General features: G+C 39.0%; 21 protein-coding genes. 6 read left to right on the plus strand and 15 right to left on the minus strand.

Annotated elements, in window-relative coordinates:
• Window positions 1-33 precede the first annotated feature (33 nt).
• The 3 genes from MMP72_RS10470 to MMP72_RS10480 all read left to right on the plus strand — a co-directional run bounded on the left by MMP72_RS10470 (window position 34) and on the right by MMP72_RS10480 (window position 3506).
• The gene (locus MMP72_RS10470; RefSeq protein ID WP_241317037.1) at window positions 34-651 is read left to right on the plus strand and encodes a rhomboid family intramembrane serine protease; all 618 of its coding nucleotides are present in this window, start codon (window positions 34-36) and stop codon (window positions 649-651) included.
• A gap of 177 nt (window positions 652-828) precedes the next feature.
• Window positions 829-2511: an arylsulfatase gene (locus MMP72_RS10475; RefSeq protein WP_241317039.1), complete on the plus strand. Its 1683-nt coding sequence runs from the start codon at window positions 829-831 to the stop codon at window positions 2509-2511.
• The gene (locus MMP72_RS10480; RefSeq protein WP_241317041.1) at window positions 2508-3506 is read left to right on the plus strand and encodes an SUMF1/EgtB/PvdO family nonheme iron enzyme; all 999 of its coding nucleotides are present in this window, start codon (window positions 2508-2510) and stop codon (window positions 3504-3506) included. Before MMP72_RS10475 ends, MMP72_RS10480 begins: the two co-directional genes overlap by 4 nt.
• A gap of 113 nt (window positions 3507-3619) precedes the next feature.
• Here the strand turns inward: MMP72_RS10480 and epmA are convergent, their stop codons facing one another.
• The 3 genes from epmA to MMP72_RS10495 form a co-directional block, all read right to left on the minus strand.
• Complete coding sequence (gene epmA / locus MMP72_RS10485) at window positions 3620-4600, minus strand: EF-P lysine aminoacylase EpmA (RefSeq protein WP_241317100.1); 981 nt, start codon at window positions 4598-4600, stop codon at window positions 3620-3622.
• 8 nt (window positions 4601-4608) lie between these two features.
• Window positions 4609-5676, minus strand: a complete 1068-nt coding sequence (locus MMP72_RS10490) for a 4-phosphoerythronate dehydrogenase (RefSeq protein WP_241317043.1) — start codon at window positions 5674-5676, stop codon at window positions 4609-4611.
• A gap of 283 nt (window positions 5677-5959) precedes the next feature.
• Entirely contained in the window at window positions 5960-8128 is a 2169-nt protein-coding gene (locus tag MMP72_RS10495; RefSeq protein ID WP_241317045.1) for a hypothetical protein, read from the minus strand.
• A 326-nt stretch (window positions 8129-8454) separates the two neighbouring features.
• On the opposite strand from MMP72_RS10495, the gene MMP72_RS10500 reads away from it, so the two are divergent.
• Window positions 8455-8706 carry a hypothetical protein gene (locus MMP72_RS10500; protein WP_241317047.1) on the plus strand — a complete coding sequence of 84 codons (252 nt, stop codon included), beginning with the start codon at window positions 8455-8457 and terminating at the stop codon, window positions 8704-8706.
• Window positions 8707-8744: 38 nt separating this feature from the next.
• Here the strand turns inward: MMP72_RS10500 and MMP72_RS10505 are convergent, their stop codons facing one another.
• The 7 genes from MMP72_RS10505 to MMP72_RS10535 form a co-directional block, all read right to left on the minus strand.
• Entirely contained in the window at window positions 8745-9920 is a 1176-nt protein-coding gene (locus MMP72_RS10505) for a helix-turn-helix transcriptional regulator (protein WP_241317049.1), read from the minus strand.
• Between the two features lie 289 nt (window positions 9921-10209).
• Window positions 10210-11334 (minus strand): hypothetical protein, encoded by a 1125-nt coding sequence (locus tag MMP72_RS10510; RefSeq protein ID WP_241317051.1) that lies wholly within the window; start codon window positions 11332-11334, stop codon window positions 10210-10212.
• Window positions 11334-11918, minus strand: coding sequence for a hypothetical protein (locus MMP72_RS10515; protein WP_241317053.1), 585 nt, complete (start codon window positions 11916-11918; stop codon window positions 11334-11336). Before MMP72_RS10515 ends, MMP72_RS10510 begins: the two co-directional genes overlap by 1 nt.
• 174 nt (window positions 11919-12092) lie before the next feature.
• A complete protein-coding gene (groL, locus tag MMP72_RS10520) occupies window positions 12093-13727 on the minus strand; it encodes a chaperonin GroEL (RefSeq protein WP_241317055.1) in 1635 nt (544 codons plus the stop codon).
• Between the two features lie 56 nt (window positions 13728-13783).
• Entirely contained in the window at window positions 13784-14074 is a 291-nt protein-coding gene (locus MMP72_RS10525; protein ID WP_241317057.1) for a co-chaperone GroES, read from the minus strand.
• Window positions 14075-14222: 148 nt separating this feature from the next.
• Window positions 14223-15017: a metallophosphoesterase family protein gene (locus MMP72_RS10530; RefSeq protein WP_241317059.1), complete on the minus strand. Its 795-nt coding sequence runs from the start codon at window positions 15015-15017 to the stop codon at window positions 14223-14225.
• Window positions 14998-15936: a diacylglycerol kinase family protein gene (locus tag MMP72_RS10535; RefSeq protein ID WP_241317061.1), complete on the minus strand. Its 939-nt coding sequence runs from the start codon at window positions 15934-15936 to the stop codon at window positions 14998-15000. The genes MMP72_RS10530 and MMP72_RS10535 overlap by 20 nt, the downstream gene beginning before the upstream one ends.
• 396 nt (window positions 15937-16332) lie before the next feature.
• Between MMP72_RS10535 and MMP72_RS10540 the strand changes: the two genes are divergently transcribed.
• Window positions 16333-18162, plus strand: a complete 1830-nt coding sequence (locus tag MMP72_RS10540) for a phosphoenolpyruvate carboxykinase (GTP) (protein ID WP_241317063.1) — start codon at window positions 16333-16335, stop codon at window positions 18160-18162.
• Between the two features lie 140 nt (window positions 18163-18302).
• On the opposite strand, the gene MMP72_RS10545 is transcribed toward MMP72_RS10540, so the two are convergent.
• The 4 genes from MMP72_RS10545 to MMP72_RS10560 all read right to left on the minus strand — a co-directional run bounded on the left by MMP72_RS10545 (window position 18303) and on the right by MMP72_RS10560 (window position 21175).
• A complete protein-coding gene (locus MMP72_RS10545) occupies window positions 18303-19571 on the minus strand; it encodes a hypothetical protein (RefSeq protein ID WP_241317065.1) in 1269 nt (422 codons plus the stop codon).
• A gap of 142 nt (window positions 19572-19713) precedes the next feature.
• Window positions 19714-20367, minus strand: coding sequence for an IS1595 family transposase (locus MMP72_RS10550; RefSeq protein WP_241317067.1), 654 nt, complete (start codon window positions 20365-20367; stop codon window positions 19714-19716).
• 93 nt (window positions 20368-20460) lie between these two features.
• Complete coding sequence (locus MMP72_RS10555) at window positions 20461-21042, minus strand: putative toxin (RefSeq protein ID WP_241317069.1); 582 nt, start codon at window positions 21040-21042, stop codon at window positions 20461-20463.
• A complete protein-coding gene (locus tag MMP72_RS10560; protein WP_241317071.1) occupies window positions 21029-21175 on the minus strand; it encodes a hypothetical protein in 147 nt (48 codons plus the stop codon). The genes MMP72_RS10555 and MMP72_RS10560 overlap by 14 nt, the downstream gene beginning before the upstream one ends.
• Before the next feature lie 170 nt (window positions 21176-21345).
• Between MMP72_RS10560 and MMP72_RS10565 the strand changes: the two genes are divergently transcribed.
• A complete protein-coding gene (locus MMP72_RS10565; RefSeq protein ID WP_241317073.1) occupies window positions 21346-23535 on the plus strand; it encodes a TonB-dependent siderophore receptor in 2190 nt (729 codons plus the stop codon).
• A 46-nt stretch (window positions 23536-23581) separates the two neighbouring features.
• Here MMP72_RS10565 and glpD read toward each other — a convergent pair whose 3' ends face one another.
• Window positions 23582-25102, minus strand: coding sequence for a glycerol-3-phosphate dehydrogenase (gene glpD, locus MMP72_RS10570; RefSeq protein ID WP_241317075.1), 1521 nt, complete (start codon window positions 25100-25102; stop codon window positions 23582-23584).
• Between the last annotated feature and the right edge of the window lie 109 nt (window positions 25103-25211).

Below are 25211 nucleotides of genomic sequence, written 5' to 3' on the forward strand. Positions count from 1 at the left end.
TATTGCCTAGACACTGATCAATTCGAAACGTTTATGTTACATCTACCTTTTAACCATACTGTGACCCTTATTATTATCACAGTCGCAATTTCTTTACTGGCATTCTCCAACGCACGTGTGATGAACCGTTTGATCTTTTGGCCTCCCGCGATGCAGCGTGGGCAATATGATCGTTTTATCTCACACGGTTTCATCCATGCAGATGGTACACATTTACTTTTCAATATGATCACGCTGTTTTTCTTCGGCAATATCATTGAAAGTTTTTACCGTCAGTTTTTCTTTGACATGGGTTTTGTGCTGTTTTATTTAGGTGGACTAATTTTTGCCATTTTACCGAGCTATTTAAAGCATCGACATGATACACATTGGGCAAGTCTTGGCGCATCAGGCGCGGTTTCTGCGGTTCTATTTGCTTATATTCTATTTCAACCTTGGAACCTAATTTTTGTGTTCTTTATTCCAGTTCCAGCCATTATCTTCGCTATTTTGTATGTGGCTTATAGTATCTGGTCAGGCAAGCGTGGTAACAGTAACATCAACCATAGCGCTCACTTGTGGGGAGCTGCCTACGGTATTGTAGTTACGATCATCTTAGAACCAAGAGTGGTTCCTCATTTCCTAAATCAACTGACCAAATTACCATTCTAAAATAACAAATATATAAGCACCTAGGCTTAAAAAGCACTCCAAAAGTTAGACACGCTTGCTCTAATTTAAGGGGTGCTTTTCTATTTTTTTGATTAACTATTAAAAATTAATTATTTTTTTAATAAAAATCATATCTCTAAACTCGCTCTATTCTTCCAGAAAATTAGATCGACTCCAATGCCTCATAAAAATCTCCTCTCAACGCTTTCAATTGCGTTATTCAGCCTTGCCATCACAGCCTGTCATACCAGTGATTCTAATCGTTCAAATACGGTTGTTGAAACGAAAAAACTGCCTAACATCTTGTTTATTATGGCCGATGATTTAGGTTATTCAGATCTAGGCGCATTTGGTGGAGAAATTAGTACGCCCAATATTGATGCCCTGACCAAAGAAGGGCGTATTTTAACGGATTACCATACCGCGCCAACCTGCTCTCCTACCCGCTCACAATTGATCTCAGGCACAGATCATCACTTAGCTGGTATTGGTGCAATGGCAGAGCTCACTCCAGCACACCTAAAAGGACAACCCGGTTATGAGGGTTATTTAAATGAACGCTCACTCTCGATTGCGGAAGTACTCAAAGACAATGGTTATCGTACCTATATCAGTGGGAAATGGCACTTGGGTTTAACGGATGAAACCAATGCGCATGCCAAAGGTTTTGATCACTCATTTACGTTATTACAAGGTTTGGATTTACACTTTAAACAAGCCCCTTCTGCCTATAAACGTAATGCCACCTACACAGAAAATGGTAAACAAGTTCCAATTTCATCATTACCCGACGATTTCTTTTCAACTGACTATTTTACAGACAAGTTAATTAGTTATTTAGAGTCTGGAAAAAACTCAGGTAAACCATTCTTTGCTTACGCGGCTTATACAGCTCCACACTGGCCGATTCAAGCACCAGCAGAATACCGTGACCGTTATCGTGGGGTCTATGATGTGGGATATGACGCCATTCGTGAAGCACGTATTGCACGTCAAAAACAACTCGGACTTATTCCTGCAAACTTTATAGCGGCTGAACCCATTGCTACACAAAATACACCACAAAAATATGGCAAATGGAATGAACTCTCTGCTGAACAAAAAGCCTTAGAAGCACGCAGAATGGAAGTCTATGCAGGCATGGTGGAAAACCTCGATGCCAATATTGGTCGAGTCATTCAATATCTAAAACACAATAATTTATATGACAACACCTTAATCTTCTTCGTTTCCGATAACGGTGCTGAAGGTTTTATTCGTGGCAGTTACGGTAGTGAATCAGGCTTTGATAATCGCGTGGAGAATGTCGGCACGGCTAGCTCTTATCATTATGTTGGACCCCGTTGGGCTGAGGTCAGTGCGGCACCGTTTCACCTATGGAAAGATACTGCAAGTGAAGGTGCAACGACAGCACCCGCAATTGTAAAACTACCCAATCAAACTAAAGCACAAGCAACGCATCATAGCTTTGCCTCTGTTTTGGACGTTTTCCCAACTGTTTTAGATTATGCCCAAATTGCTGTTCCACAAGGTGAATACAAAGGTCGGAAAATTAATACGCCAAGTGGTTACTCTTGGAAATCCGTACTAGAAAACCAAGCAGCAACCATTCGACCAATAAACTTTAGCTTTGCAGATGAATTACATGGCAACAAATATGCTCGTCTCGGTGATTGGAAGATTGCGTTACAAGCTAAACCAGAGCTAGGGACCTCAACTTGGGAACTCTATAACTTGAAAAATGATCGTGGTGAAACACAAAATCTTGCTCAAGAAAATCCAGAGAAAGTTCAGGAGCTAGTTGATATATATAACAAATACACTCAAAAAAATGGTGTACTGGAATATAATGCACCATGAAGTTAAACTGCTTCCTCACAGTACTCTGTAGCCTGTCCATGACAGGCTGTAGCAAAGTTAAGCCTGACTCCTCTCATTCACAAAACGATGTTGCCACATCGCTTGCACAATTAGGTTCATTACAGCAATGCCAACAATACTCGGGTCTACCCGATCAATGGCAGCAAAACCAAACTGCGGGAATGGTTTGGATTCCGAAAGGCACTTTCCAATTGGGATCAAATCAAGCCTACCCAGATGAATTAAACTTTGGTCAAAAAGAACGGCAAGTTAATGGTTTTTGGATAGACCAAACTGAAGTTACGGTTGCCCAATTTTCGAGTTTTGTAAAAGCAACAGGCTATATAACCGATGCAGAAAAACAGAAACAGGCTGCGGTCTTTTTACCAGACACCAATACCCCCAATCAATGGTGGCAACTGAAAGCGGATTATACGTGGAAAACACCGAATGGTACTGCTGGTGATTCCCCAAACCCTGCTGAAGCTGTTCGTTATATCAGCAAAAATGATGCTGAACATTATGCAATTTGGTTAGGACGTGACTTACCCACAGAACAAGAATGGGAATATGCTGCCAAAGCTGGCTCAACAACAGATACACCTTTACACCAAGCCCCTCAAGATGCACATCAGCACCCACAAGCCAATTATTGGCAAGGCGATTTTCCATTTAAAAACACGACCGAAGACCATTTTGAAGGTGTCGCCCCAGTTGGATGTTATCCAGCAAATGCATTTAAGTTATTCGATATGATCGGTAATGTCTGGGAGTGGACTTCCTCTGTCTACCAAGGTGCTCATGATCAACACATGGGAAATTATGCCGATCTACGTCAACACAGCATCGCCAGCACGCAATATGTGATTAAAGGCGGTTCTTTCTTATGTGCTTCAAACTATTGTTCTCGTTATCGTAATAGCAGTCGCTATCCCCAAGAATTTGACCTAGTTGCAACTCATGTTGGTTTTAGAACTGTGTTAAGAACACCTTAAAATCGGGAAATCACCTCAATGCAGCTTGGATCCCTCTTATAGCTCAATCATGCGCTAAAAGTAGAACGATATAGAGGTATTCCAAATACCTCTATGATCATCAATTTATTCACTTAGGCTATTTCAGCAGGAAATGCAATCACTTGATCAATTTTGACTTGATTCATCGACACCATCAGTAAACGATCTATACCCAAAGCAATACCTGAACATTCTGGCATATGCGGTAATGCAGCCAATAAATACTGATCGGTTGGGATCACAGGCAAATCTTGTTGAGCACGTTCCGTATTATCTGCCTCAAAACGAGAAGCTAATACATCGGCATCAAGCAATTCATCATAGGCATTGGCCAGCTCTAACCCCTCAATATAAACCTCAAAACGAGCTGCAACTGACTCACCATCCTCATCCTGTTTTACTTTTGCCAGTGAAGCCATTTCAGGTGGAAAATCAGTTAAAAATACAGGCGCATCAAAGCCCAAACTTGGTTCGACAAAGTGTGAAAATAGTAGATCCATATACCCTAAACGATCATCACCCAAATCAAGATTTAGCCCCACGCGATGAGCCGTATCTTTGAGTTGCTTTAACGTTGCCTGTAAAGGATTAATGTCTAAACGATCCTGAAAAGCATGCTTGTAACTAAGGATAATGGGACGAATTTCTCCAAACCGATGTGCTAAACAGCTTTCTAATAAATCAGCAGTTTCATGCATTAACGCTTTTAAATCTAACGCGGGTCGGTACCACTCCAACATAGTAAATTCACTATTGTGCTTGCGCCCATGTTCATCATCACGGAATACTTTACAGATTTGATAAATCGCACCACTACCACTCGCTAACAAGCGTTTCATTGGAAACTCAGGCGAAGTCTGTAAATATTGGGTACTTAACTTGCCATGAATGTGTCGCTGCACTTGCACCGAAGCCAAATGCACATCGGTTACACCTGCTTGAGACAAGATTGGTGTTTCTACTTCCATCACATCCCGCTCAGCAAAGAACTGACGGATCTTCTGATACATGGCGGCACGCGCTTTTAATGCTTCGACAGAACACGTCGGTTGGTAAGCAGCCTCATTTATCATAATTTTGCTCATGCCTTTGGCCCTCCGTGCGCAGCCCATTCACGGCGTAAAGGATAATTCTTACGGAGTAAATCAAATGCTGTCTGCTCCACTTTCCCAGCTTGAACACAGGCACGGAGTTGCTGATCATCTTCAGCAATATTATAAATTTGTGAGAGATGCTGCTTGAGTACCGCTTTTAAATCTTGCTGATCAAAGTATGGCTCAACATTCGGCAGTTGGCTTTCAAAGCGCTTGGATGCATCATAGCCAAATCGATTGCAGAAGGCTTCATAGATCATTTGAGTACCTCTGGCCTTACCTTCCAAACTATAGCCTGCGATATGGGGAGTCGCTAAAGCCAGCATGTCTAAAAGTTGCTGAGAAATCTCAGGTTCAAACTCAAATACATCCAGTACGACTAGGCGCTTGGTTTTCTCAATATCGGCCATGAGTGCGGATTGCTTGATCACTGGACCACGTGCGCTATTGATTAAAATAGCGGATGCTTTCATATTCTCAAATGCAGCTTCATCAAATAAATGCTGGGTTGGATAATCACCTGATACCGTCAAAGGCACATGAATTGAAATCGCATCTGCACGTTTCAACAGTTCATTAAAAGAGATATTTTCAATGCCTGCGAGTTGTACATAAGGATCATAACCAATCACCCGCCAACCAAGCAATTGCGCCATCACCGCAAGGCGTTTTCCGACATTGCCTAGACCCACAATCGCTAAGGTAAATTGATTGTCTTTTTCTAATAAGTCGATATTTAAATGCAGTAACGCGGTAATCACATATTCAGCAACCGCTTGGGCATTACAGCCTGCGGCATTACTCCATGCAATATTTTGTTGTTCTAAAGCTTTTATATCAAGATGATCTGTACCAATCGTTGCACTACCGACAAATTGAATTTTGGTTTGATCAATCAAACGATGATTGACTTTGGTGACTGAGCGAACCAACAGCGCATCAGCATCGTGTACATCCTCATGCGTCAATGTACGCCCTGCTTTATGCTGTATTTCTGCAAATTCCGCAAAGAAATAATCGGTAAATGCCAAATTTTCATCTGCGATAATTTTCATGCAGTAAATACCATAAATTAAAAAAGGGAAATTCCTAAAATGAGAACAATTTTTTATGACAACCAAGTGTTAGTCATCATTTGCCAATGCTCCTAAAACATTATAATAACAATACAGAACGTATTCTTTATTTTTCTATATCACAAATGAAGCAATCGGATAATTATACAGTATTATTTTGAACGTCCAAGTTTTTTAATAAATTTGTAGTCACTATTCTAAATTACTATGAAGCAAAAAATGCCCAAGTGTTGGGCATTTTTAAATATAGTGTTAAAGGGATTTAATGAATACGTCCCTGCTGAACAACCCATTTGTATAGCATTGAATTTTTAATCGTTGACTGCGCAACGAGGACTGCACTTTGTTGACCACATAAGTTTTTCCCTTCTATCTTATTAATTCGCTCAGCTTCAGGGTTCGCAGCAGGCCGATAAATAGTAAGCAAGGTATCTTGATCATTTGAATAAAAACAGGTGCGCTGACTCATGTTACCTGAGTGATCGAAACTAATGGTTTCTACTTTTCCATCATCAAAAATATATGACATCGACATAGTACCTTCTTTATTTGTTTGATAAGACATCGAAGATGTCGCCGCTTGAACAGTCTTTCCTGAACCACGAGATGTATTTAAATCGACGCCATAAGTATATTTTTCCGCTGAATTAAATGATAAAGGAGACAACGTTAAATTCTCAGTATAGCGCATGATATTAGTGTTTGGCCAATAACAATTCAAATTATACGAATTGCGATTCAAACTCGTATCTATAATACGACAATCTGATTCAATTTTGATACTCACCCGTGCAGGCTTAGATTCACCAAAATCATTTTTAGCAATATAGATGAAGTGATCATCAACCATTTTAAAAGCATCTGGTGAATAGCTAAATTCACCAGTGACACTATTCAAACTCAGTTTGCCATGTTTAGGTAGTTCTATCAGTTGAATCGAACTAAAGTTTTCAGCATCTAAAAACTGACTCAATGTATTGTTATTAAGCAAGCTAAAGCCTTGGCTATATGCATTTGGTAATTCAACATTCAACTTGGCATCAATTGAACCAAAACTGACATTATCTTTACGGTCAACAATTGTAAAACTAAAAGGAATCGGGCTATTTTCAGGCTTTTTCGCTGTATTGTTTTCCTTATAGGTAAATTTAAAATTCAGCCCAGCACTTGATTCCATCACATCACCAACAATGTTCGGATGATTAGTTGTCACAGTGAAATCTTGTCGATTTAAATCAAGATCAATGTAGCGCCCAAATTGTCGAATTTGCTTTGGTATATTGCTATAATAATCATTTTTTAACAGTGTTTGAATCTTCTTCATCCCCGTCAAAATACTTTGGAAAGATGAGATTAAGACATCAGGTACCTGATCACTTAGTTTCAATTTAAGCTGTGCTTTTCTAAAATCTGCCACATTATGGGTAAATAAAATATCTGCATTACGTGCTAGAGATACATCTGATACTACCCGAAAACTACTGGTTGTCATTCTACGATTTGAAATAGCATCAAAATCTTGTTCAAACGCCCTAAAGGTTTTACCAATTTCACAATGTTCTATAATATCTGCCATCAACTTGACTACTTGGTTCTTTTTCTTATATAGAACTGCGCCACCAGCAACCATCAGAACAATCCCCGTTGTGGGATCACCTTTTAACATCATCCAACCAATCCCAAACATCGCTGCACCTACAGCGGGTTTAATATTGGCCGTAGTCCAGATCAAAGAGGAACATTCATCATTCAATGCACTAAATGTTCGCATTTGCATGGCTTGTTGAACTTCATTGTACTGATTAGCCTGTAAAACTTGTGCCAGCTTTTGTTTATTCGATGCTGTCATTTCACTTAATGCCAGTTCTACATGAGAGAATAACATAAGCCACTCTTGACGTTGTGCTTCGTCTTCAAGGCTTGACCCTTCTTCAGGATTCTCTAGCTGCAAGTAAAGCTCATTGAAATAATCTTGAAGAAATTGATCAGCATTGGCAATCGCGGTCATATGTTGACCAATTTCAAATTGATGTGTAATACGCTGATCGTCCACTTGAACTTCTACTTGATGTTGTCCAACACCAAGTTCAGGGAGCAAGATATATAAGTTTTGATCTTCTAAACTGTACTCTACAATTTGACCATTCACTTTCACATTTAACTGATAATACGGCTGAATATTTGGAAAATTTAAAGTCATGATTTCATATGAAGTATAAACATTATTTTCCCTGAGACTTGGCAGTACAGTAAATACAAGGTCGTCTTTGCTGATCGTGCGTTGTTTTGCAATATCTAGCGAGGGCTGAGGATTACCTCCAGCATTGTTATTTCCTTCGCTACTACTTCCGCCACCGCCACATGCACTCAGAAGAATGCCCATCGATATCAGAGCAGATAAACTCATTACGGTACAAGATTTCTTTAACATTGCTGACACTCTCCTTTTTTACTTACTGTTGACCCCGTACTGCTTTTCGCTATGTTCAATGTGACAATACGACCTCCAAGAACCTTATTCCAAACTATTTTAAAGATATAATGCATCTGTCTTCCTCTTGCACTACGCTATATTTGGATAGCCTCATCACGAATTTTCATGAAGCAGAAAGAAAAGGAAGAAAATTATTTGTTATGTGCTTATTTTCTTCACTTATATATTGAGGTTAGAAGATTATTTTTTTACACAACATCCCCATTTGGGGATATTGTCATTTTTCTAATCATTTTCTGATGGAGGTACAATATCGAAAGTCAATGCGAGACAGCCAAGAAAACAGTCGCCTCGGTACATGGATAGCACCACATGGAGGTCAGGTGTTTTTTACTTACAAATACACCATAAATAATACTAACTTGATAATTAATGACATAACCGTAGAGACTAATCAATGTGCAGGGTTATCTGACGGAGAAAGTAATCAAACGCTATCATTTAAAGTTGAGATTGATAAACTCTCCTTTACACCTCATGGTGAAACAACTTTTACAATTGACCGTTTACAATAACAATATCCCCCAGCCGACTTAAAATCGGACCGGGGAATTTAAGCAATATGCTCGAAAACCACAGTTGTACTCATAAGGAGTTTCATCAATTCAGCCTGTGTTTTACACGCAGTTTTAGCATAAATCTGTTTAAAATAAGTTCGTACCGAATTTAAAGTTAAACCTCTTTGCTCTGCAATTTCTTCTAAGTTATAACCATTAACAAACAATTCACAAATTTGTACTTCTCTGTTAGAAAGCATATATGCTTGTTTTAAATATACTGCTGCTAGTTCAATATATTGATTTGTTTCAGTGATAAAAATAGCTGCTTTCCGAAAAATTTGTTCGCCAGCTTTTGTTTGATATAAAATTTTTGCAAAAGGGACTACACTTAACATCAGTTTTTGTTCGGATTGTTTATCTATTAATGCCAATACTCCACCTATAGATGAAGCCTCTAATTGACTTAAATCCGATTGAAGTTGATCATAGAATAATGCACTTTGTATATATTGATTTAATTCCATCTGGAATTCTTTCAATATTTTAATCCGATTAAACTGATCAATTTGAATTAATTTCGATTTTTCAATAATTTTTTGAGCTTGTTGATTGGAATAGATTAACTGTGCGTTTTGATCAAGCAAAACCATCCCGATTTTCAAACAATTCAGTAATCTATATAAATCTTGATTTTTCTGTTTCACGAGAGATAGTTGACGATGGATCTGCAATGCGCGACGTAGATGTGTACCTATACGTCTCAATATATCAAGCTCTCGTTGATTATATTTAGATACTGCTCGATGTACCCCCAATACTCCCCAACGATACTGTCCAGCATCCAATAAAACTGCTGTAATATAGTAAACCTCAGTAGGTTTTAAACATTTATCATAGAAAATAAACTCATCTGAACTTTGTGGCATCGAGGCATAGCCACTTAAATCCATATTAATAACTCCACCCACCCCGACTTCTTGCCATAATGGTGTATGCAGTCGCATATCAATCACTTTGACACGCTCATCCTGATAAGCGGCTAAACCCACTTCTGGAATTTGATGGCTATAAACAAAATCATACTCAGGATTAAGTTGATCAAGAGATACAAAAATCGCTGTCTTGCTTTCCGTATACACCACAAGCTCCGCTAACACATCCGACCATCGTGTTTCATCCAATGCGGCATCATAGATCATACCGATCAGTTTACTTTCCTGTTCTACCATATCCCCACCATAAAAATTAAATCTCTTATCTTTTCAATAAGATTATTACTTTTTGTTATTTTAGAGAATGTAGGATATTTGGTGGAAAGTCAAAAAAATGTGGAATATACAACACAACTCTAAGAGTGTTTAAAATAAAAATCCAATAAATAAAGCCACCATACTATCTAGATCATAATAAGGTGGCTGATGAGAGAGGAAGAATCTGACATAAAATGTCATTTAAAACAAAATTAAAACCATGATTTATCATTTGTAGATATTCTGGTTTAGGTGAAAATTAGTATAATTATTTTACATCACAACTAAAGCGTGTTGCCTGAACAATCAATTGCTCAGCTGGACAACTGACATTGACAGTCACATCATCCCCTACGCCGATACAGGCATTGTTCAATAACCAACCAGACCTAGAGGTATGTCGCCAATTTGACTCGGAAGGACAACGATAGCGTACTTCCTGTAACCTACAAGCATTATAGACATGTTTAGGGCGTTGTGCTTTGCCAAGTACTCCTACAATACGTGTACTTTTTCCACCGTGACAACTGATTGCCCCAACTCGTGTTCCTGCTCGAATAGCACGATTATAATTTTCCGCCTGCTGTTTTTTCTGAGCTTCTGCGGCTAATCTTAAGTCTTCCTGTTTTTTACGCTCAAGCTCTTTTTGGCGTTTTTCTTCCTCCTGTTTTTTGACTAAAGCCTGCTGTTTCTGTTCAGCCTCTTGTTTGCGCTGTTGTTCTTGTTTCTTCAAAAGCTCTTGTTCATCTTTTTTCACACCTTCTTTTGATTTATCAATACTGCTACTTTTTTGTGAAGAAAATGCATTAGACGAAGTACTCCTTGTTTGATTTACTTGCTCCATATGCTGTCGTTGTTGCTGAGCATTACTTATCGTCTTAGAGATACGAGCATTAAAACGAATACGGTCATTTTCAGCTTGTTGCATTGTACTATTCAAAGTATTTAAACCATGAAGTGTAGCATTTGCCCACATCTGTTGATTTGCTTGTCTTTCAGCCGCTGCTTCGCGTCGCTGTTGTATTTCACGTGCTTTTCTTTCACTTTCTACACGTAACTCATTTTGTCGCTCTGCATTCGTCAACGCTAAGCTGCGCTCTAGACGTTGCTTATGCCAGTCATCTACACGTTGACCAGCTTTAAATTCACAAGAACTATTGATCCATTCAGATTTACCCAATTCTGTTAAATAGAGCGTACGACAGCTTCCTTTACCATGGGGAATACCATCTTTGAGTTGCCCCCTAAACCAATACGTTGCGTATTTATAATAGCCATCTACATCTTTTTGCTTATTTTGTAAAGTAAATTGAGGAATGGGAGGCGGAGATGTATTACTTGTACATCCCACAAGTCCCATAAATATGATCATTATCATCAAATGACGAGACATTATGGAGCTCCCTGCGTTAAAACAGACATTACTTTACGGACCCGGATATTAGCTGAGGTCTGCGCATGGGTTTCATTCATACTTTTACTTGCAAAAAGATACGGTATAACGAGCCAACCATTGCTCACGATTCGATAATCCAAATAAGCAGTTGTTGATGCAATCTGCATCCCATTTTCATACATCGTGAGCTTACAGCTTTCTTCCGAAGTTTCATCATTTGCAGGGAATGTTCCTGCGGTGATTAACCATAAAAAACCTGTAAGAAATCCATAATCCTCACTCCAACGATCTTGTTGACAAGCCACTCTTAAAAAGTATCCATGAGTAGATGGCTGATCTAAGTTTGTACGTTTGACTGAAGAAAATAATTGTGTGGCTTCCCATGCTCTAATGTCAGCATTTACATAACTGTGACTGGATAATTTTTGAAAATAGATTTCTAAAGGCTGTTCTTTAGTAATATTCAAATTAAGTGATTGCGATATTGTAGGAGCTTTCCGCTCATGAACACCTAATGTTGCTTGACAGGCTGTTAAAGCAATCCCCACCAATACAACTAAAACCCTTGAAAGATATCTCATATAACTCCCCGATCATCTAAATTTAGAAAAAATTCAATTTATCATCTGTATTTAAGATTCAACATCACCAAATGGAGATATCACTGCATTTTTTCTAATCAAATAAAAATGCCAGTCAATTAAACTGACTGGCATTGGATACGGACTTTTTTAATTTAGACGAGATGTAATGCCTTACATCATGCCGCCCATACCACCCATACCACCCATATCAGGAGCAGATGGTTTATCTTCAGGAAGATCAGTAATCATACATTCTGTTGTTAACATCAAACCAGCAACAGAAGCTGCGTGCTCAAGTGCAGAACGCGTTACTTTAGCAGGGTCAAGAATACCCATTTCTAACATGTCGCCATATTCGCCAGTTGCAGCGTTATAACCAAAGTTACCTTCACCTGCTTTTACTGCATTGATGACAACCGATGGCTCATCACCTGAGTTCGCAACGATTTGACGAAGTGGCGCTTCAATCGCACGACGTAAGATATTGATCCCCGCTGTTTGATCGTCATTTGCACCTTTCAGATTTTCAAGAGCATTGACAGCACGTACTAGCGCAACACCACCACCCGCAACAACACCCTCTTCAACAGCAGCACGTGTTGCATGAAGTGCGTCATCTACGCGGTCTTTTTTCTCTTTCATTGCAACTTCAGTCGCAGCACCGATTTTAATGACGGCAACACCACCTGCTAATTTAGCAACGCGTTCTTGAAGTTTTTCTTTGTCATATTCAGAGCTAGACTCTTCGATTTGACCACGGATTTGTTGCACACGTTCAGAGATTTGAGCTGCATTACCAGCACCATCAACGATCACAGTATTTTCTTTAGATACAGTGATTTTATGCGCAGTACCTAAGTCTTGAAGAGAAGCTTGTTCTAAAGACATACCCACTTCTTCAGAAATCACAGTCGCGCCCGTTAAGATCGCGATGTCTTGAAGCATTGCTTTACGACGGTCACCAAAGCCAGGCGCTTTAACCGCACATACTTTGATGATACCGCGCATGTTGTTTACAACAAGTGTAGCAAGCGCTTCGCCTTCAACATCTTCAGCGATAATTAAAAGTGGCTTACCTGTTTTAGCAACCGCTTCCAATACAGTGATCAATTCACGGATGTTGCTGATTTTTTTATCAACAAGAAGAATGAATGGGTTTTCAAGTTCAGCCGTTAAAGTCTCTTGTTTGTTCGCGAAATATGGTGAGATATAACCACGATCAAACTGCATACCTTCTACAACATCTAAAGCGTCTTCGAAGCCAGAACCTTCTTCTACAGTGATAACGCCTTCTTTACCTACTTTTTCCATTGCTTGCGCAATCAACTTACCAACTGTTGTATCAGAGTTCGCAGAGATTGAACCCACTTGTTCAATTGCTTTGAAATCATCAGCAGGTTTTGCATTGGCACGGATATTTTCAACTACAGTTTTCACTGCGATGTCGATACCACGCTTCAAATCCATTGGGTTCATACCTGCGGTTACAGATTTGATCCCTTCATTTAAAATTGCTTGGGCAAGTACAGTTGCAGTTGTTGTACCGTCACCAGCGATGTCATTGGTTTTGCTTGAAACTTCACGAACAAGCTGAGCACCCATGTTTTCAAACTTATCTTTCAATGAAATTTCTTTCGCAACAGTCACACCATCTTTAGTGATGTGCGGCGCACCGAAAGAACGATCGATCACAACGTTACGACCTTTAGGGCCTAGCGTTACTTTTACTGCGTCTGCAAGAATATTTACGCCTGCAATCATTTTTGAGCGAGCTGAATCACCAAATTTTACGTCTTTAGCTGACATATTAAACTCCGAATCTTTAAAATACTGTATCTGATAATTTGTGAGTTATGTGTCGATTAGCCTTCTAGCACAGCTAAGATATCTGACTCTTTCATAATCAAGAGTTCTTCACCACTCACTTTAACTGTGGTACCTGCATATGCACCAAACAATACTTTGTCACCAACTTTGACATCCAAAGCACGTACGCCGTTATCTGTGACTTGACCGTTACCAACTGCAATCACTTCACCTTGTAATGGTTTTTCAGCAGCAGAACCTGGCAATAAAATACCACCAGCAGTTTTGGTTTCTTCTTCTACGCGACGAATCACAACACGATCATGTAATGGACGAATGTTGCTCATAATTAACTCCATCAGACTTAGTCTTTTTGATTAATTTGTACTGCTACTCCAGTAGCAATAAACAAAATTTTGATATGCCACTTTTGTGGGGTTAAAAAAAAAGGCTTCAAGGGGGAAAATAAAAAAAAATCTACTTTTTGGTGCTTTTTCAGACATCATCGTCATTGCGATTCAAATTGATCGCTTTTTCATGCTTTTCGAACTGTTTTTTTTGTTCATCAAACCAATAATGCTCAATCGTGCCATTGGCTAAAATCACATTAAAACTATTGCTTGCATCATGATGCAAACGATTGGAAATCGCTGTGCCTGCGTGAATATCGTAAACGGGATGCTCAATATTCAGTTGATAGACTTGGGTGAGATCATAGACCGCTGCCTGATGTAAATGTCCATGTAACAGTCCAAACAATCCCGTGTGCCCCCATTGCTCTAAAGCAATCTGACCAAGTACAGGGCAATCTTTATCATGATGTTCATCAGGCGCGATGTAAAAAGGTTGATGAAACACCACCAATTTAATTTTATTCGCTGGGGCTTGTTTGAGTTTATCGTATGTTTCATGAATTTGCTGCGCGGAAATATGCCCTCGCGTATGGTAGCGCCTGCGAATACTATTCAAGCCAACAATATAGAAATGCTCTGTTTCTAAGCTTTGTTCCATGTTACCAAAAAATATTTGATAACGTAAAAAAGGCGAAAAAAAGCGATTCCAGACATGATACAAAGGAATGTCATGATTACCCGGTACAACCAGATAAGGAATCGACAAAGCATCTAAAAATTGACGACACGCATAAAACTGCTTAAAACGAGCCCGTTGCGTCAAATCGCCACTTACCACAATCGCTTCAGGATGATGTTGCTCACAAAACAATTGTATTGCGCGCATACACTCTGCACGCTCAGTACCAAAATGTAGATCAGACAGATGTAACAACATTTGGAACCATCACTTTTAGAGCCGATTTTTTAACAGCGAAGTTTAATGGCGTTTGCATTTCCCTTAATTCTCCATCTACTGCTACCGTTATATTTGTCTTTTTACAACCCACCTGTATCTGCTCAGCACAGAAGGTATATACGTCAGACGCTTGATCAATTTTTCCTTGAATTAACTTCCACAACATTTTTAATAAGCTAAACCGATCACTTTTCGCAACCACAACCCCAGCCAGTTTGCCATTGGCAGCACAATCCGCAATTCTGAGCTTCAAGTCACTGAGTTGCAGTTGATTATTACCAAAGAAAATCAACGGTGTGCTTACTGGATGTTTTTGTCCATCGACCGTGACAGCCAATTTTAAAGATCTATGTTCGCGTAACAGCACATCTAAGCCCGACGTATACGCATGCAAAGGAAATCGTCCGAAGCGTTGATTGTATAACTCACGTTTCTTAATAAATAATGGATACAAACCTAGGCTGGCATTATTCAAATAAATTTGATCATTTATGGTTGCCACATGCACATCATGGATCATTCCAGTTGCAATGACTTCCGCGGCTTGCTGAACATCTATCGGAATATTGAGCGCCCGAGCCACATAATTAAATGTGCCTAGCGGTATAATTCCCATAGGGATATCCGTATGCATCAAGCACTTTGCAACCGCATTTAGAGTCCCGTCTCCACCGGCAGCGATGACCACGCCCCGAGCATCGGCTTGTTGATGTCTCGCTAAAACGGCTGACATCATTTCATCAAAATCAACGGATTGATTTAATTCAAAGACCTGAATTTCAAAACCATATTGCGTCCAAAATGTCATGAGACGTTCATATTCTTCATCTTGTTGTGCAGCATGAAATCCTGATTTTTGATTATATATAATAGAGAGTGGACGCAAATCTAGGCTCATAAAGATCAAACTTAAGGCTGTTATTAGCTGTATTTTTGTGTACAAAAGCAACAAATGAAAGCTTGTTTATGTAAATTTTGAATGAGCATAATTCATTTTATCAATAATAATTCTCAAGAAAAGCATAAACAGTAAGATATTGTTATTTATTGGCATTTTTAATAAAAATAACACCTATAAATAAAACATATACTGCATTAAAAAAACATTCAACCGATCAAAAACAATCACTTAGATAGATAGCAACAGGTTTTAATTAACACGAGATAACATTCTTGGCTCTTATTTTTTTTTCGATTTTATGCTTTAATACAGCCACTTTTTTTACTTCATCTATTTTCATTGTATCCCAATGAATAGAATTGTACGTCGTACACACTTTAAAAAGGCATCACCATGACCCAAGTGAACGCACCAGAATTCGTTCGTCACCCTAAGCTTATTGCATGGGTGGAAGAAATTGCAAAATTAACTAAACCAGCAAAAATTGAATGGTGTGACGGAAGCGAAGAAGAATATCAACGTCTGATCGACTTGATGATCGCTAACGGCACCATGCAAAAACTTAACCAAGAAAAACATCCTGGTTCGTATCTTGCAAATTCTGATCCTTCTGATGTTGCTCGTGTTGAAGACCGCACTTATATCTGCTCTGCAAACAAAGAAGATGCTGGCGCAACAAATAACTGGGTTGCACCTGCGGAAATGCGCACAAAATTAAATGGATTATTTGATGGTGCAATGGAAGGCCGTACCATGTATGTGGTTCCTTTCTCAATGGGTCCTTTAGGTAGCCACATTGCACACATTGGTATCGAATTAACAGATTCACCTTACGTTGCAGTCAGCATGACTAAAATGGCACGTATGGGTAAAGCAGTTTATGACGTATTGGGTACTGACGGCGAGTTTATCCCATGCGTACACACTGTTGCTGCACCATTAAAAGATGGCGAAAAAGATGTTGTTTGGCCATGTAACCCTGAAAAATATATCGTACATTATCCAGAAACACGTGAAATCTGGTCTTATGGTTCAGGTTACGGCGGTAATGCATTACTAGGTAAAAAATGCTTGGCATTACGTATTGCATCTGTCATGGGCCGTGAACAAGGCTGGTTAGCTGAGCACATGCTGATTTTAGGCGTGACCAACCCACAAGGTGAAAAACATTACATCGCAGCGGCATTCCCTTCTGCATGTGGTAAAACAAACTTTGCAATGTTGATTCCACCAGCAGGCTATGAAGGCTGGAAGATTGAAACTGTAGGTGACGATATCGCATGGATCAAACCAGGTGAAGATGGTCGCTTATATGCAATCAACCCAGAAGCTGGTTTCTTCGGTGTTGCACCAGGTACAAATACCAAAACCAACCCGAACTGTATTGCAACGATGCATAAAGATGTCATTTATACCAACGTTGCAGTGACTCAAGACGGTGAAGTATGGTGGGAAGGTCTAACCAAAGAAGTCCCAGCAAATCTGGTCACTTGGAAAGGTCAACCGTACGTTGAAGGCGAAAAAGCTGCACATCCAAACTCACGCTTTACCGTTTCTGCTGGTCAATGCCCTTCGATTGATGCTGACTGGGAAAATCCAGCAGGCGTACCAATTTCAGCATTTATCTTCGGTGGTCGCCGTGCGGACACAGTGCCTTTAGTATCAGAAGCTTTTGACTGGGTTGATGGCGTTTATAAAGCTGCAACTATGGGTTCTGAAACAACTGCTGCTGCTGTTGGTCAACAAGGTATTGTTCGTCGTGACCCGTTTGCGATGCTTCCATTTGCTGGTTATAACATGGCTGATTACTTCGGTCACTGGTTACAGCTTGGTCAGGAAGTCGGTACTAAAGCTGAAGCTGCTGGTAATAAATTACCAAAAATCTTCAATGTAAACTGGTTCCGTCGTGATGCTGAAGGCAACTTTGTATGGCCTGGTTTCGGTCAAAACATGCGTGTTCTTGAATGGATCATTGATCGTTGTGAAGGTCGTGCTGAAGCAACTGAAACGCCAATCGGTCTTGTTCCAACTTATGAGCAATTGAACTGGGAAGGTATTGATTTCTCTAAAGAGCAATTCAATACGGTTACTGCTCAAGATAAAGACCAATGGATCAAAGAACTTGAAAGCCACACTGAGTTATTTACTAAACTTGGTGATCGTTTACCTCAAGCACTTAAAGATCGTCAAAATGAATTATTAAATGCAGTTAAATCTGCTTAATAATGAAAAATACAAAAAGGTCGCTTAGGCGACCTTTTTTATTGTCTGATTATTTTAAATTTTAATTAGCCACTATTTAAATTTCTACTTACTTATTAATTTAAGAACAAACTAGCTAACTGCGAAATAACTCATTTGAATTAATTTTTTGCTTTAAAGGAAAAAAAGATTGGGGCCGAAAACTTCTTTGAGGTTTCCAAATCAATTGCACAATAATCCATAAATGTTAATCGAACAATATATAATGGGAAAACTAATATTTTTCCTGCAATACGAAATACTCCCTCGCTACTTTGCTCATATTGATCAATAATAACCAATGAATAAGATAAATAATCCTCTACAGAATGCTCTACCATTTGCCAACCAATATCTGAATCTGGATATTGATCTAATGTAATTTGAGCAAGCTGTTTAGCAAAAGTTTGGTGATCAAGTGTTGTGTCTGGTCTATCTAAAATAGTTACAAACACCTCCTTTTCAATTTCTTTCTTTTCCGAATTATAATAAGCAAATTCAAATGCCGAATTATTGCTTTGAGTAAGTTGCCATTTTTCATCCAACTCAATCTGCCAATGCTCGCCTTCAATAACATTACATTTTGATTTTTCCATTAGTTGCTCGAATACGTCAGCTTGCTCATTACTTAATTGTATCACTTCAGGCCCCCGTTCAACCGCAAAAATTTCATCTTTAAACAAGTTCCTCATCTCACTTTGACGTTGTGAAAAGGTTTTAAAATCATCTTCCACATCTTCTAAGCAATCTGTAACTGTCACTAAATAGCCATTTGGCCATTGCTCAACGTGAAAACCCGCTTGCTGCAATTTCGCTACATTGACCTCTTTAGCAAACTCATCACCATAATACATTGCCCAACCTATTTTTGATATTTGAGGCTCTATTAAGGCCCCAAACTCTCCCAATTGATTAAGAGAAAGTTGCTTCACTCCTTTACATTCATGTTCTGTAAAAAAATGTAGCATAGCTAATTGCGGTGGAAATATCCCACACCAATGTCTGAATAATTCAAACCAGTTAATTTCTTTATAATAATCAACTTTAAAGTCAATTTCTGCTGGAATTAATTGGTGTAATTGATTAATCATCTTGTGAGTAATCCACCCTTTTCCTTTCAATTTATTTTTTCTTCTCCAAGCAAAATCATTATGAAATTCTGAAACCTTTTTACCATCTATATGAATCTGGCCAAGCCCTGCCCAATTATTTTCACAAGCCTCCACACTCTCAAATTTTTGTTTAAACCGTTCAGGATTTGTAGAAATGTGCTCTGGAGTTAACCATCCTTTAGATGTATTCACTAGAGACTCAATGAATGGCCAGCCATAATCTCGCCATTCAAAAGTATCTACTTTGCTTCTAATTCTAATCTGTATAAATGGCTTCATTACAAACTTAACTCCGCTAATGTTTTTTGGTTTGAATCAAAAACATATACCTTACCATTATTTCTCGATATGGCTTTTCCCAAAAGTTCAGAAATATACTGATTACGCTCACTAATAACTAAAGGGGCTGTAGTAGATAAAGTTAAATTTCGGTCCATTTTAATAGCATTTTAAGCTGTTGTTTTGGACTGCCATAATTGAATCTAAACTCACATTCCTTAATAAACAACGGAAAGGCATTTCGGTCAATCCCATTGTATTTTCGCAGTACTCTTTTTGCTTGATTCCAAAAGTTTTCAATCCCATTGATATGATTCTGACCATCAGCAAAATGACTTGAATGATTGATCCGATGATGGCTAAATCCTGCAACATCCAAAGCATTATAACTATGCCAGTGATCTGTATAAACAATACTATCTGGAGTGATTTTGTTCGATATTACAGGCATTAAGGTACTTGATTTGGTATCAGGAACTATAACCGTATAAACTTTACCATTACGTTTGAGCAAACCAAAGACAATCACCTTGCCCGCAGCACCTCGACCACGTTTTCCTTTACGTGCTCCACCAAAATAGCTTTCATCTAATTCAATTTGTCCTTGAAATACTTCAATGGCATCTTGGTCAAGGTGATACATAATAATTTGACGAATTTTTCTATAGAACAATGCAGCAGAGTTGGGTTGAATTCCCAATAAATCAGCGGCAGTTCTAGCGGTAACTTCAGCAATGAAAAACTCTAATAGCTTTATTTGAATTTTTCTATTTAATTTACATCTAGTTATCTTCATAAAAGTAGATTATCACAATGCTAATCTACTACAGCCCCTAACTAAATTAAAAGGTTGACCACTATCTCCAGCCAATTTAATTTGAGCTTGTAGTTATTTACTCAATGAAAGACTCATCACATCTTTTACTTCAACAATGCCTCCCGAACTTTTACCCCATAGATCAGGAATAGTTCTAACAGCAGTACCATCTGGCAATTTTACGGTTGCAAGTTGATTATTCTTATGAGCCCCTAATGCTTCGATTAGACTTTTCTCAAACGCTCTCCCTCTTGCCATAGCAGTTGTTGTCTTAGATACGTTTTTAATAGTTGTATTGACACCCTGTACTCTTGTTACCCGATTACCGAATCCAGCCGATACAATATTAGCAGCAGCCAGTAAACGGTTCTGCTCTAAACCTGCTATACCTGTTCCAGTTAATAACACTTTAAAGCTATCTGCCATACTCATTGCATTACCTGCTACAGGCATCCACGCAATGATATCAAGCGCATTCTGTAATTCTTCTTTTCGTTTTACATCTAACGCATCATATCTACTTTTACAAACAGTTTCACTTACACCACTACCACAATTCGTGTTTGCACAAGTTGTAAAAATATTAGTTGCTTTTATCTCATCTGCTTTCCATTGGATGGTATTGTCAAATTTTCCAAGGCTATTGAATGCCATGTATTAATTTCACATTTTGTGCTTGTGATAAACCCTCTAACAATACATTAATATGTCCTGTATAAGCGCCTAAACCACTACACGCTGCTCTTAATGCCGCATCATTGGCATCACTAACTACTTTACACTTCATAAATGCATTTGAACCAACACTCTATTTTTTCTACTGTTGGAAATCCTTTTAGATCAATTTTAAGATTCCCCCCTCTTAACACCTAACTTATTTCTATCAACTTCATAACAAAAAAATTGCATTGATAAACAAATTTAAAGATAATTGTAATAATAATATTTCTCATTTACATGGTTGTAAATATGAGCTCAACTCTCTCCTTCAAACGAAACTCACTCTTTCTTGCACTATCAAGCTTAGTCAGCATTAGCCCCTACAGCTTTGCAGCAGAAGAAGTATCACAGCAACTCCCAACGATTCAAGTCAAAGCCACTCAAGCTGAAAATACCAGTTCTGAAAGCACCAAAGCCTATACCGTTAAAAATAGCTCAAGTGCGACCAAGCTCAATATCGAAGCCAAAGAAACGCCGCAAACCATGAGTGTCATCACTCGCCAACAAATCGAGGACTTTGGCTTAACATCAACACGAGATATTTTAAATAATACCCCTGGCGTGACAGTCAATGCACTTGAAACTGAACGCGCAGTATATATGGCTCGGGGCTTTGAAATTTCCAATATATTAATTGATGGTGTGGGTTTTCCATTAACCAATTGGAATACCACAGATACCAACCCTGACAGTTACTTTTATGATCGTATTGAAGTCGTTAAAGGCGCAAATGCACTAACCAATGCTTTCGGTGATCCAAGCGCAACCATTAGCTATATTCGCAAACGTCCCACCAAAGCGTTTCAAGCCAGCAGTACGCTAAGTTATGGATCATGGGACACTCAACGCTATGAAGCAGATGCATCTGGCAGTTTAAATGATCACATACGTGGACGATTGTCAGGTTTTCAACAAACAGGTGATTCACACTTAGATCGCTATTCCTCAGAAAAAAATGGCATTGCAGGTGTTATTGAGACTGATATTAACGACAGTACTCTTCTCACTATTGGTGCAAGCCAAGAAAAGAATAAACCGAATGCCAACAACTGGGGCGCGATTCCTCTGATGGATAGTTCTGGTAAACAACTCAGTTATGACCGATCATTTAACCCAAATCCAGACTGGACCTATTGGGACAACACTTCTCGCAATGCATTTTTCGAACTCAAACAAAAGCTCTCAGAGACTTGGTCTGCCAACCTGAACTATACCTACAATGAAAAAAACCGTGAAAGCAAACTTTTATATTATTATGGCTATCCGATGGCGAACGGTGCCGATATTGATCTTACTGCTGGCGGCTATCTAGAAAAAAACAGACAACACAGTGTTGACCTCAACCTAAATGGAAAATTTGAATTATTTGGTCAACAACATGAAGCGATTGTTGGTTATAACTTCACTCAGAATAAACAAAATGATGCTCAAAGTAGTGGCACTATCCAAGATAGTAATATTGGAACATGTATCCGTGGTACAGGCGAAAATCAATATCAAGCACAATGTACAACCGACTGGGCAAGCTGGACACCGAACAATGTCACTTGGTCTGATTTCGTTAAACAAGCCGATTATACTCAACGCAACCAATCTATTTATGCGGCTACACGCCTTCATTTAAATGATGATCTCAAACTGACACTTGGCGCAAACTACGTCCAAGCAAAAAGTGAAGGCTCAAGCTATAGCGCGCCAATGAATTACGATGAAAGTAAAGTTTCGCCTTATGCTGGGATTACCTATAACTTCACCCCTGAATATACAGGCTATATGAGTTATACCTCAATCTTTCGTCCCCAGACCTCAGTAGACCAAGCAACAGGAAAAGTGGCTGATCCAATTGAAGGAAAAAGCTACGAAGTGGGGATCAAAAGTGCATGGTTAGATAATCAGCTTACAGGAACTCTAGCGATCTTTAGAACTGAAGAAAACAATTATCCGCTTCGCTCAACAGATGGACACCCTTTAAATCGAAAAGTTGGCATTAGTGACTTACGTTCACAAGGCGTTGAGGTCGGCTTGGCTGGGCAATTAACCGATCAGGTCAATGTCTCTTTAGGCTATGCACAATTTAGTTTACAAGATTTAAAAAATGGCGGCGCTGCTCGAACTTATAATCCAACTCAGACTTTTAATCTGCTTACCACTTATACACCAACTCAGATACCAAAACTTAAAGTAGGCGCTGGACTACAATGGCAAGGGAAAACCTCTATTTTTGATAATGTAAAATCAGCTTACTTAAAACAAAGTGATTATGCTCTGCTTAATCTCATGGCAAGCTATGAAGTCAACAAACACTTCACCGTTCAAGCCAATGCCAACAACGTTACGGATAAAAACTATTTAAATAGCTTCACTTACAGTCAAGCATTCTATGGCCAACCTGCGAACTATACAGTTGCGCTTAAATTTAAATATTAATAAATTTAACCCCTTATCTCAATGCAAAGATAAGGGGTTATTGCTTTTATGCAGCGTTCGGGGTCAGTCTTTTTGATTCCAAGTAAGCATCCAATAATGCAACTTCATCATGATTCATACTTAAACCGAGCTTAGAACGTCTCCAAAGAAGATCTTGGCTGGTCATCACCCATTCAAAACGACACAAATAATCAACCTCTCTCACATATAAGCCTTGACCGAAATGCTGTCCAAGCTGCACGACAGAAGTTGCTTCACCCAGAATATTCCACACCCGTGTACCATAAGCAGAAGCCCAACGTTTTGCTAAAAACTCAGGAGCATCGGTCACCTGTAGAAGAATTTCCTGAACCAACTGTTCAACTGTATCCATCTTCTCACCACCCGGTAAGACTTCTTTTGCTGTCCAACGCCCCTGCATTTCAGGGAAGAAAGCTTTAAGCTGCTGCATCGCAGATTCAGCCAACTTACGATAGGTTGTCAATTTACCACCAAATACCGAGAGTAATGGCGCTTGACCAACAGGTTGCTTTGACAAGGCCAAAGTATAATCACGTGTCACCGCAGAAGGGTTATCTGACTCATCGTCACACAATGGACGCACACCCGCAAAAGTTGAAATAATATCTTCTTGGGTTAATTGCTTTTTAAAATGCGCGTTACTCACCTTAACCAGATAATCGATTTCAGCTTGAGTAATCTTCACCTGAGCAGGATCACCTTGGTATTCATGATCCGTTGTTCCAATCATGGTGTATTGATCCAAATAAGGAATCGCAAACACAATACGACGGTCATCATTTTGCATAATAAAGGCTTTATCACCTTCATAAAGCTTCGGCACAATAATATGGCTACCTTGAATTAAACGGATACCATATGGTGATTGAAGCTGTAAATCCTGTTTGATAAATTGAGCAACCCACGGACCTGCTGCATTGACCAAAGCCTTGGCTTTAATTTGAAATGTTCCCTGTGCATTTTCCAGATCAACAATCCAGTATTCCCCGTCACGCTTCGCAGATAAACAACGTGTACGCGTCACAATGTCAGCACCTTTTTCACGTGCATGCATCGCATTGAGCACCACTAAACGCGAATCATCTACCGCACAATCAGAATATTCAAAACCACGTGTAATCGCTGAGTTTAATGGACTATCTTCTTTAAAATAAACGTTATTTGAACCCAATAATTTCTCGCGCTTTCCTAAGTGGTCATAGAAGAATAGACCTGTACGAATCAGCCAAGCTGGGCGCAAATGAGGACGATGTGGCATGATGAAACGCATTGGACGAATAATATGTGGTGCTTTATTCAATAACACCTCACGCTCAGCCAACGCCTCACGCACTAAGCGAAATTCTTTATGCTCTAAATAGCGTAAACCACCATGAATCAACTTACTACTCGCAGAAGAAGTATGACTGGCCAAATCATCCTTTTCACATAAAAATACTGATAATCCGCGACCCGCAGCATCGACTGCGATACCAACACCATTGATACCACCACCAATGATCGCAAGATCATAAATTTTACCAGTTAACTGAGGAGAATTTTGCATACATCACCGCAAATTTTCGATATTGTTCAATAATGAAAATTTAAACATATAAAATGAAAATAGACAATAAAAATGAGCAACAAAAATGCCAATTTATCGACATTTTTAG

The sequence above is a fragment of the Acinetobacter sp. NIPH 2699 genome, from assembly GCF_022549355.1.
In the GTDB taxonomy this organism is placed as follows: Bacteria; Pseudomonadota; Gammaproteobacteria; order Pseudomonadales; family Moraxellaceae; genus Acinetobacter.